This is a genomic window from uncultured Clostridium sp., assembly GCF_934754925.1.
Lineage (GTDB): Bacteria > Bacillota > Clostridia > Clostridiales > Clostridiaceae > Clostridium.
Window position 1 is genome coordinate 1 of record NZ_CAKVJA010000062.1, and the last position, 10,392, is coordinate 10,392.

The 10,392-nt window shown below is 25.8% G+C and carries 12 protein-coding genes; 11 read left to right on the forward strand and 1 reads right to left on the reverse strand.

Features of this window, described 5'->3' with window-relative positions:
- Window positions 1–36 precede the first annotated feature (36 nt).
- The 7 genes from Q0G30_RS13035 (at window position 37) to Q0G30_RS13065 (ending at window position 5,891) form a co-directional block, all read left to right on the forward strand.
- Window positions 37–1,632: an aryl-sulfate sulfotransferase gene (locus tag Q0G30_RS13035; protein WP_148324217.1), complete on the forward strand. Its 1,596-nt coding sequence runs from the start codon at window positions 37–39 to the stop codon at window positions 1,630–1,632.
- 135 nt (window positions 1,633–1,767) lie between these two features.
- A complete protein-coding gene (locus Q0G30_RS13040) occupies window positions 1,768–2,700 on the forward strand; it encodes an ATP-grasp domain-containing protein (protein ID WP_148324220.1) in 933 nt (310 codons plus the stop codon).
- On the forward strand, window positions 2,690–3,319 hold the full coding sequence (locus Q0G30_RS13045; RefSeq protein ID WP_204571797.1) for an HAD hydrolase-like protein: 630 nt from the start codon (window positions 2,690–2,692) through the stop codon (window positions 3,317–3,319). The genes Q0G30_RS13040 and Q0G30_RS13045 overlap by 11 nt, the downstream gene beginning before the upstream one ends.
- A gap of 81 nt (window positions 3,320–3,400) precedes the next feature.
- Window positions 3,401–3,643 carry a hypothetical protein gene (locus Q0G30_RS13050; protein WP_148324226.1) on the forward strand — a complete coding sequence of 81 codons (243 nt, stop codon included), beginning with the start codon at window positions 3,401–3,403 and terminating at the stop codon, window positions 3,641–3,643.
- Between the two features lie 274 nt (window positions 3,644–3,917).
- Window positions 3,918–4,823, forward strand: coding sequence for a glycosyltransferase (locus Q0G30_RS13055; RefSeq protein WP_294390851.1), 906 nt, complete (start codon window positions 3,918–3,920; stop codon window positions 4,821–4,823).
- The gene (locus tag Q0G30_RS13060) at window positions 4,816–5,058 is read left to right on the forward strand and encodes a hypothetical protein (protein WP_294390854.1); all 243 of its coding nucleotides are present in this window, start codon (window positions 4,816–4,818) and stop codon (window positions 5,056–5,058) included. The genes Q0G30_RS13055 and Q0G30_RS13060 overlap by 8 nt, the downstream gene beginning before the upstream one ends.
- A 26-nt stretch (window positions 5,059–5,084) precedes the next feature.
- A complete protein-coding gene (locus Q0G30_RS13065; RefSeq protein ID WP_294390858.1) occupies window positions 5,085–5,891 on the forward strand; it encodes a Wzz/FepE/Etk N-terminal domain-containing protein in 807 nt (268 codons plus the stop codon).
- A gap of 536 nt (window positions 5,892–6,427) precedes the next feature.
- Here the strand turns inward: Q0G30_RS13065 and rbr are convergent.
- Complete coding sequence (rbr, locus tag Q0G30_RS13070) at window positions 6,428–7,021, reverse strand: rubrerythrin (protein ID WP_294390861.1); 594 nt, start codon at window positions 7,019–7,021, stop codon at window positions 6,428–6,430.
- A 195-nt stretch (window positions 7,022–7,216) separates the two neighbouring features.
- On the opposite strand from rbr, the gene Q0G30_RS13075 reads away from it, so the two are divergent.
- From Q0G30_RS13075 to wecB, 4 genes are all read left to right on the forward strand, one after another.
- Window positions 7,217–7,417 (forward strand): hypothetical protein, encoded by a 201-nt coding sequence (locus Q0G30_RS13075; RefSeq protein WP_148324263.1) that lies wholly within the window; start codon window positions 7,217–7,219, stop codon window positions 7,415–7,417.
- Between the two features lie 489 nt (window positions 7,418–7,906).
- Window positions 7,907–8,332 carry a TM2 domain-containing protein gene (locus Q0G30_RS13080; protein WP_294390864.1) on the forward strand — a complete coding sequence of 142 codons (426 nt, stop codon included), beginning with the start codon at window positions 7,907–7,909 and terminating at the stop codon, window positions 8,330–8,332.
- A 25-nt stretch (window positions 8,333–8,357) separates the two neighbouring features.
- On the forward strand, window positions 8,358–9,092 hold the full coding sequence (locus tag Q0G30_RS13085; RefSeq protein WP_294390867.1) for a B-box zinc finger protein: 735 nt from the start codon (window positions 8,358–8,360) through the stop codon (window positions 9,090–9,092).
- 174 nt (window positions 9,093–9,266) lie between these two features.
- Window positions 9,267–10,391, forward strand: coding sequence for a UDP-N-acetylglucosamine 2-epimerase (non-hydrolyzing) (gene wecB / locus Q0G30_RS13090; RefSeq protein WP_294390869.1), 1,125 nt, complete (start codon window positions 9,267–9,269; stop codon window positions 10,389–10,391).
- The last annotated feature ends 1 nt before the right edge of the window (window position 10,392 follow it).

A 10,392-nucleotide genomic window follows, 5' to 3' on the forward strand; every position in this document is an offset into this window, starting at 1 on the left:
TATTATATTTTATTGATGGAAAATGAGGGGGATAAAATGAAAAGGAACGTATTAATAAAAGGTATGAAGATTGTAGTAGCTCTAGTTGTAGTTATTGCTATTGGATTAGGAGCTACTAAAGGTGGAATGTTTTTATATAATAAGGGAATGTTTATTTATGAATCTATTTTAAATAAGATAAATGATGTAAATATACAAGTTAAACAAATAAATAATAAGACTACTAATACAGCAGGGGAAATAAAGGATTCATTAAGTGATAAAGGTGTAAGAATTAAGATAAATAATGAATTAATAAATCTTGATTTTAAAAATGATAATTCAGTAGTAAGTGTAAATACTTTAGTTGCTAATAGTCAAGCAACAGTAAACGTAGGAAATCTTGATGGAATTACTTTAAAGATAGATGGAAAAGAAGTTAATAGTAATGAAGATACTACAATTGAAATTGGAAAGTTGTCTAAGGATGTAAAAATTAGAATTGAAATAGTAAGTAATGAAACTGGTGATTTTAGAAATTACTATCTTCAAACTTTACCAGCAGATTTTCCGACATATACATTAGATGGACAAAGTAATTATGATGGAGATTACTTATTTAATATAGGCACGTATGTAGCGCCATTTTATATAGTACAAATGAATAATCAAGGAGAGATTGTTTTTTATAAGCGAGATACAACAAAATCTTTCTGGTTATTCCAACAACATAATATAGATGGAAAGATTAGATATTCTTATTTCCAAGCTGATCCTGTAGATACGCCAGTAGTTACAGGATATCATAAAGGGGAAGTTGTAGTTTTAGATGAAAATTATAATGAAATAGATAGAGTTAAGTTATTACCATATGGAGATTTAACTGCAGGTTATAAGCCAGAAGGACATGATTTTTATATGATAGATGATGGTCACTATATATTATCTGCATATGTAAATAAATTAGTAGATAATATTCCGAGCAATTTAACTACTTTGGGGAATTCTACAAAGGTTGTAGCATCTGTATTACAAGAGATAAAAGATGGTGAAGTAGTATGGCAATGGGATAGTACAAATGATCCTAAATTATATGAATTAAGTTTAGAAAATAACGAATTTAATGATTATACTAAGTGGTATGATTATGCACATTTAAATTCTATGGAGATAGATAAAAATGATAATAATATAATTTGTTCTTTAAGAAATCTAAATGCAATAGTTAAGTTAGATAGAAAAACTGCAGAGGTTATTTGGATTTTAGGTGGTAAGGGAGATGAGTTTGGAATTAAAGAAAACCAACAATTCTCTAGGCAACATGATGCAAATTTCTTAGAAGATGGAAGAATTGTATTATTTGATAATGGTTCTGAGGTTGGTAAGAGTCGTGTTCTTGAATTTACTATAGATGAAGAAAATAAGAAGATAGTAAATTGTGAAGAGTTTTCTGTAGGTAACAGATTTGGAATGTATATGGGATCTGCACAAAAGATTGATGATGAAAATAATGTATTTTTAATTGGATGGGGTAGTGCAGATACCGATACAGCTATATTTACTGAATATGATTTTAAAAATGATAAAATATTATCAGAACTTCATCTTTTAGATGACTCTTTAGCATCATATAGAGTTACTAAAACAAAATAGTGTTGTAAAAGTATATGATATATATTATTAAATAAGATAATATATGTCATATTTAAACTGAAAGAATTTACTATAGAGAAAATTAAAGGATGCATTTTCTCTATAGTTATTTTTGCTTATAGGAGGGCATAGAATATGAATATTTTAATTTCATCAATAGGAACAGCAACTAGCGTGGGATTTTTAAAATTAATAAGAATGATAAGTGAGAAACATTATGTAGTAGGGATAGATTTAAATGATTTTGGATATACTGCAGGTAGTCAATTAGTAGATAAGTTTGAAAAAATACCTTTATATAATGATGAAAGTTATATAGAAAAGTTATTACATATTATAGATAAGCATAAGATAGATATTTTTATACCAATACACGACTTCGAAGTTAAAAAAATATCAGAAGAAATAGAGAGATTTGAGGGAAATTGCAGAATAATTATACCAACAACCGATGTATTAAATGAAATTCAAGATAAAGAGGTATGTACTAGAAATATAAGTGAATTAGGTATTACATGTCCAAGGAAAGTTGATTTAGGTTATAATGATAAGAAGATAGTAAGAGAAAAGATATCCGTTGGGAGTAGAGGAATACAGATATTGGAATATAATGAACATGAACATAATCTGGAAGGTGATGTTTTTGTACAAGAATTTATTAAAGGGGACGAGTATACTGTAGATATATTAAATGACTTAAAGGGGAATCCTTTAATAATTGTACCTAGAAAAAGATTAGAAGTTAAAGCCGGAGTAGCAACTAAGGTTGAAATAATAAAAGATGAAAAAATGATTAATGATTGTAAAAAAATACTTTCAAAATTTAAGATACCTGGTTTTTGTAATGTTCAATTTATTAAGACTAAAAGTGGAGAAAATTATTTTATTGAGTTAAATCCTAGATTTGGAGGGTTTAGTATATCAAGCTCATTATCATCTATAAATATGGTTGAGTTATTTTTAAAGTTAGGTAATATAGATAATAATTATGAAGAAAATATGAGCAAAGTTAAATGGAATAGTATTGTAACTAGATATTATGAAGAGGTTGTTTATAATGAAGAATAATTGCTTTATGGATTTTGATGGAACTATTATTTGTAATAAAAAAAGGTTATATAAATTTTTTATAGATAATATAGATAATAAGTATAAGGAAGCCTTGACTGAAGATGAATTTTGGGCATTAAAGAAACTTGGAATTAATGAAATTGAATGGATAAATAAGCAGTATAAAGATAATATTTCAATTAAAGAATGGAATGAAAGAAAAAAGGAAATTATAGAAAGTAAAGATTATTTAAATTATAATAAGTTATTTGATTTTAGTGTAGAAACATTGAAAAAACTATCTGATAAATATAATTTAATACTTATAACAAGAAGAAGCAATGAAAAAAATGTTTTAGATGAAATAAATACTTTTAATATTGCTAGTTATTTTAATAAGATATTAGTTTTACCTCATAATGGAGGAACTAAATCGGATTTTATAAAGAATAATGGAATTGATATTTTAGATGGAGATATTTTAGTTGGAGATACAGAGGATGATATAGAAGCAGCATTACAACTAGGTATTACACCGTTTTTAGTCACTAGTGGGATAAGAAGCAATTGGATAGTTAATAAGTTATTTAATGGTAAGCATGTAAATGTGATAGAAAATATAAAAGATTTACTTTAAAATAATTTTAAAAAATTATAAATTAAGATATTATTTAGTAATGCAATATAAGTTTAATAACAAATAGAGGATGAATTAGTTATGAATGAGTATGATTTATATAGATGTAAATTTATAAAGATAAAAGGAAATTTTATAGTAGGTAGAAGTATTTTTGACAATAAGCTTTATTATATAAAAATAAATAAATATAGTAAAAAGTTTAAAATTGGAACAGATAATTACTTTTATGCTACTAAAAAAGAAAAAGGAATAATATTAAAAAAAACTATATTAAGTGTAGTAGACTATAACAAAGTAATAAACGAAAAAAATGATTTATAGCAATTATCTAAGTGGAAAAATAAAATACTTCCTTGACTAAAGTCAAGGAAGTATTTTATTTTCACTCTAATATTTTAATTTTTTGTAAAAATTTAAAAAAATATACTGCAATATAACCCAAAAAGATAATATTATAGTATAACTAAAATGTAAAAAGATGCTAAAAAATATAAAATATGAAAATAAATAAATTGATTTATTTATAATAAATAAAATGAAACATTGGCAATATATTAGTTTTAACAGAACAGTTTAGTAGTATGGAGGTGAAAATATGAAGATATGCTTTATAACTAATGAGCTTTTTTCTTTAGGAGGTGCCCAAAGAGTTTTATCTGTCTTAGCAAATAACTTAGTTCAAGAGTATGAAGTCCATATTACTTGGACATCAAATAATCCAACTATAGATAGAAGTTTATATGGCTTAAATCCTAAAATAAGGCTACATAATAATAGGGATTTATATAGCAAAAAACCAATAAATAAGCTTTTAAGAGGATTTAACAAGATAACAGGTATATTTAATAAAGAGACTTTTGAAACTACATTTAAAGAAATAGCTTACCCCAAAAAGCTACAAGAAGAATATATAAATTATATCAATAATAATAACTATGATTTAGTAATAGGGGTTGGAGGATATTTCAGCCTAATATTAGGAATAATTTCAGATAAGGTAAAAGCAAAAACTGTAGGGTGGCAGCATAATTCATATGAAGCATATTTAAAAAATAGATATAGATACTACTGGAATGAAGATATACTTTTTAATAAATATATACCTAAGTTAGATAGATATATTGTTTTAAATAATCATGATAAAGAGATGTTTAAAAAAGAGAAAAATATAGAATGTCAGGTAATATATAATCCTCGAAGTTTTAATAGTAAAGAGAAATCAAAGGTTAATAAGAAACAATTTTTAGCAGCAGGAAGATTCAATCATCAGAAAGGCTTTGATTTACTTATTGAATCATTTAATACTTTTTCTAAAACAAATGATGATTGGAAATTAGTTATAGTTGGAGAGGGAAAAGAAAAGATTAAATCATTTAATTTAATAGAAGATATGTCTAAGGAATGTAGGATTAAGTCTAGAGAATTTGATGTAGAAAATATAAGAGATAAATGGATTGAGTTAATTGATGAATTGATGGGGGTTAAACAATATTATGAATAACATAGTTTTTTTACATTCAAGTTCTGAATTATATGGCTCAGATAGATCCCTTTTAAATTTAGTAAAGAATCTAGATAAAGATAAGTTTAATATTACAGTTATTTTACCAGAGGATGGGCCTTTAGTAGATAAAATTAATAGGTTTGATAATGTAGAAGTTATTATAAATGAATTAGCAGTATTAAGAAGAAAAAATTTATCTTTAAGTGGAATGAGTCAATATTTTATTATGTGATTAGTTACTTAAGAGAAAGGGTTAGATTGATAATTAAAGATAGTAAAAGATATGTAAAGGAAGAATTTTTAACGGCTAAAGATGTAGTTGAAGCATTAAAGAAAAGAGTAAGATTAATAATAGCGTCTATATTAACATTTACTTTTATTACAGCAGTTTTTGTATTTTTTATAAGTACTCCTAAATATGAAGCAAGTGTAAAATTATTTGCAGGTAAAACTGAGGAGGTGCAAAGTGATTATTCAGATAAGGAGTTAGAATCATATTCTAGTATTATAAATACTTATATTGAGTTAATAAAAACAAGGGATTTTATGAATAAAATAATTGATGAAGTCAATTTGGATACTACACCAAAAGCATTAATGAATTCATTGCAATTTATAACTAAAGCAAATACTCCTATTATCGAAATTAGATATGTATCAAGTAATCCTGAAGTTGCAGAAGCTGTAATTTCTGCAATTACAGAGAATTTTGAAGTTGTTAATTATGAGGGAAATATTGATGAGTTTTTAGAAAAATTTGAGAGCATGGAGAATATAATTGGAACAAGATTTCACTCTGTAATATTATCTCAGGTTTTTAATCAAGGATTGTACCCTTTTATTTATAGTGATAAGACTTTGAATGTTCTTAGGGATATTGGTTTAGGACAAGAGTATTATCATATTAGAAATTGTGAAGAGTCTAGTGGCAAGAATGATAAAGATAAGTTTGATTCAAGATATATATTAGATATTATTTCAAGTAATAAGATTAATAATAAAGAGCTGTTTATTGAATCAGAAAAGCAATTTCAGGAGTTAGATAAATATGTTAGAGAGAGCTAATATAAGAAAAGTAGGAAAAAGAGTAATAGTATAATTTCATCAAACTTGGGACAAGGTGAAATATCTAAGTTAAGTTATTCAAATACAATAATGACTTTAATAAATACTGTAATATTAAGCAATATAATGACTTATTTTTATCCTAAAATAGCTAAAGATATTAATAAGGAAGATGGGCAGAAAAAGTTATTTGATCTGAGCTAGGAACTGTAATTACTTCTTATATGTCTTTGGGAATTATATTATTTAAATTTTCAAGGAAGTTTGGATTTAATTATAATAAGAAGTTATTTGTTATAAGAAATACTATGATTTGTGGGATAGCATTAATAACATTAGTGGCTATGTTCGTAATCAGAGGGGGTTTCTCTGATTTAGGTAGTCTTATGAATTTAACTTTATATGGAGTTTGTACAATTTTAATATATACTTGTGGAATTTTATTCTTAAGTAAATTTAATAGACAACAATAAAAATACTCTCTTGTCTTTGAGCAAGGGAGTATTTTTTAACCTTTAGGTTAAAGTTTTATCTGATTACTTTTCAAATGGAGATTCAGGAAATCTTATAAAATATCCTTGAGGGTGTTCACAAACTGGACATTTTAAAGGTGCTTCTTGACCTTCATAAATAAATCCGCAATTAGTACACATCCATGCAGTACTAGCAGTATCTTTAAATAATGATCCCTTTTCTAGCATATCAGCATATTTCTTAAATCTGTCGGAATGAACTTTTTCAATAGAAGCAATATTAGTAAATAATTTTTCTATATCTGGAAAACCTTCTTCTTTAGCAATTGCAGCAAACTCGTTATAGACATGTTCAAATTCGTTATTTTCATGTTTTTCAGCCAGTCTTAATAAAGTTAATGTACTAGTTTCTACAACAACTGGATATGAACCAGTTATTTCTAATTCTTCTCCAGAAAACTCTTTTAACTTATCCATAAATTGTTTAGCATGAGCTTTTTCTTGATTTGCAGTATAGTTAAATAAGTCTTCTAAAATAGGATATCCTTCTTTTTTTGCAGCTGATGCAGAGAAGGTATATCTATTTCTAGCCTGGCTCTCACCTGCAAAGGCTTTTAATAAATTTTCTTTAGTTTTACTTGTGTTAAAGTCAGTCATTGAAATTACCTACCTTTATTAAATTTTTAAATATAAAATCATAATTATATATCTTTATTCTTGTCATTGTAAATTTTTTTATACTTAGAATGTGTGTAAGTTAAATTAAAAATATATGTTAATAATTAATTGAATATGTTGCAATATATGTGGAAAGAATTATAATAAAATTTGTTTATTATAAGAGGTGATTATTTGATTAAATATATTTTTATTATTGGATTTATTTGTTTAGTATATGTAGTTATTTTTGCTTTATTAAAGGCAGGAAGTGATTTTGATGATGAAGTTGAAGAGCTTTATAATAATTTCTATGAAGATGATGGTTTAGATGAAGAATATGATTATTATGATAATAAGTATAAAGAAATATTAGATAAGCATGAAGAGGTATAAATTATAAAAATTTTTTTTATTTAGTAAAATAAAAAGTTTTAATATTAATTTTACAAGTATTTAAATTTACTTTAACAAAGAAAACATACTATAGTTGTTGAACACTTTGATTCCTCAAGGGCAATAAAAGTTTTATCTGGGCACTAGCAGAGTAGAAATTTTTATTACCCCTGGGGTAGAAAAGTTAGAAAATACAGTGGATATATTAATCATACTGATAGCACTTTTTCTGGAGTTAAGTTATCTATTATCAATAACTAATAATGGATTAATTATTTATAATTTAGGTATAGGTAATGAATATTAGTCATTATATTTTGTAATAAGGACACTTGGAAGCAAGAAATTGGATTCCTAGTGTCCCTATTATTTTTTGATTAATTTTTCCTAGGATTTAAATTATATGATATAATTATGAATATGAATAATATGGAGAAAAAGTAAAATAAATTAGAATTTGTAGCTTTAATTTGAGGAGAGATGAAGATTATGAAATGTTATTATCATGATAATAAAGAAGTAGTAGCTGCATGTACGGAGTGTGGAAGATTTATTTGTGAAGAATGTAAAGTTAATATAAATGGAAAAGCAGTATGTAAATCATGTGTAGAAAATAATATATTTAGTTCTAATCAAAGAAATAAATATAATACATATAATTATGGGGAAGTAAAGCAACAAGAATATAATAAATATTATGGAAGAAAATATATGCAAAAGAGTTGGTTAGTAACACTATTATTATGTCTTTTTACTGGAACCTTAGGAGTTCACAGATTTTATGTAGGAAAAATAGGAACAGGGATACTCCAATTGCTTACTTTTGGGGGATTTGGAATATGGACTTTGGTAGATTTTATATTAATTGCTTGTAAAAAATTTACTGATGCAAAGGGTAATTTAATATTAGATTAATAATAGAAGGGAGAATTAATGAGGTATGAATTGTTCAAGGCATGAAGAAAGAGAAGCAGTAGGAATGTGTGTAAGATGTCACAATCTTATATGTGAAGAATGTAAGGTAGAGATAAACAATAAATATTATTGTAAGAATTGTGTTTCTGAAATGTATTCAGATAATAATTATTATAATAATAGAAAGAACAATTATAGTAATAAAACTACTATAAATTCAGATAAGGTTAAGGAGTATGCTGATAAGGCAGTAAATGCTACAGTTGAAGTTACTAATAATACATTAAATTTAGTTAAGGATTTTTCAGAATCTGAAGACTTTAAAGAAACTATAAATAAAGTTAGTCAAAATCAAAAAGTAATTAATTATGTTCTTGGAATAATTGCTATTGTATTATTAATTCCAAAGGTTATAAATAATATTAATAGCATACCATATTTCTTTGATGAACTTGTATTTTCAACTAGATATTATGGTGTTTTTAGAACAGTATTTTATATTATAGAATTTATTGCAACTTTTATTGAACCAATAATAATTATTGCATTAGCAACATTACTATTTAATAATTTTATGAGACTAAAAAGAGAAATAAGAATAGTAGCGCCAATAGTTGTTGTTGCAGTATTTACATTAATTAGAGTTGTTAGTACAAATATAGCGTCTAGCTATTTCCGATTTCATATAATAGCAAATATGTTTTCATATTTTGTGCCTGTAATATTAATAGTTATAGGAAATTATCTTGATAAGGAATAACTAAATTTAGCATAGAAAAATTGCTTATAAGGTGAGAGAAATAAATTGGATAGTGAAGAGAAAAAGAAATATTCAGCTTTTCCTTTTCATTATTTATATAATTATAGTTTGTTTACTAAGTGTAATATATAATAAGATGAAGTAATTTAAGAATTTACTTAGGAGGTAAGGATATTGAGTAAAATAAAAGTTTTAAGTGTATTTGGAACAAGACCGGAAGCAATAAAGATGTGTCCTTTAGCAAAAGTATTAGAAAAGGATGATAGAATAGAATCAATTGTATGTGCTACAGCTCAACACAGAGAAATGCTTGATACAGTACTTGATATATTTGATGTTAAGCCGCAATATGATTTAAATGTAATGTCTCATGGTCAAACAATAGTTGATGTATCTAATAAGGTTTTAACAGGTGTAGATAAAGTAATAAAAGAATGTAATCCTGATATAGTTTTAGTACATGGAGATACTTCAACAACACTAAATGGAGCATTAGCAGCTTTTTATAATCAAAAGCCAATAGGACATGTTGAAGCTGGACTTAGAACTGGAGATCTTTACTCCCCATTTCCAGAAGAGGCTAATAGAAAGTTAACAGGAGCAATTGCTACTTTGCATTTTGCGGCAACGGAAAGTAATAAGGCTAATTTAGAAAAGGAAAATATACATAAAAATATATACATAACAGGTAATACTGTAATTGATGCTTTACTTAGTGTTGTAGATAAAAATCATAAATTTGATGATAAAAATTTGAACCATATAGATTTTGAAAATAATAAGATAGTTTTATTAACTGCACATAGAAGAGAAAATTGGGGAGAACCAATGAGAGACATATTTGCTGCAGTTAGAGAGCTTGTTACTAAAAATGAAAATGTGAATGTAATATTTCCAATGCATAAAAACCCGTTAATAAGAGAACTTGCAAATGAAAGTTTTAAGGGGGTAGAAGATAAAATACATTTAATTGAACCTCTTGAATATGTTGATTTTGCAAATCTTATGGCTAAGTGTTATCTTATAATGACAGATTCGGGAGGCATACAAGAAGAAGCACCAGCTCTTGGTAAGCCAGTTATTGTTTTAAGAACAGAAACAGAAAGACCGGAAGCTGTTGAAGCTGGAACTGTAAAGTTAGCGGGAATTAATAAAGAAGATATATTTAATATTGCTGATGAACTTATAAATAATGAAGAAGCTTATAATAAAATGGCTCATGCAGTAAATCCTTATGGAGACGGAAAGGCTTGTTCAAGGATTGTTGAATATATAGTAGAATATTTTAAAGATAAATAGA

Bases quoted from the DNA above. Each gene is read 5' to 3' on its own strand.
- Q0G30_RS13035 (WP_148324217.1), top strand. From the start codon at position 37: ATGAAAAGGAACGTATTAATAAAAGGTATGAAGATTGTAGTAGCTCTA.
- Q0G30_RS13055 (WP_294390851.1), top strand. From the start codon at position 3,918: ATGAAGATATGCTTTATAACTAATGAGCTTTTTTCTTTAGGAGGTGCC.
- Q0G30_RS13045 (WP_204571797.1), top strand. From the start codon at position 2,690: ATGAAGAATAATTGCTTTATGGATTTTGATGGAACTATTATTTGTAAT.
- Q0G30_RS13085 (WP_294390867.1), top strand. From the start codon at position 8,358: ATGAATTGTTCAAGGCATGAAGAAAGAGAAGCAGTAGGAATGTGTGTA.
- Q0G30_RS13060 (WP_294390854.1), top strand. From the start codon at position 4,816: ATGAATAACATAGTTTTTTTACATTCAAGTTCTGAATTATATGGCTCA.
- Q0G30_RS13080 (WP_294390864.1), top strand. From the start codon at position 7,907: ATGAAATGTTATTATCATGATAATAAAGAAGTAGTAGCTGCATGTACG.
- rbr (WP_294390861.1), bottom strand. From the start codon at position 7,021: ATGACTGACTTTAACACAAGTAAAACTAAAGAAAATTTATTAAAAGCC.
- Q0G30_RS13040 (WP_148324220.1), top strand. From the start codon at position 1,768: ATGAATATTTTAATTTCATCAATAGGAACAGCAACTAGCGTGGGATTT.
- Q0G30_RS13050 (WP_148324226.1), top strand. From the start codon at position 3,401: ATGAATGAGTATGATTTATATAGATGTAAATTTATAAAGATAAAAGGA.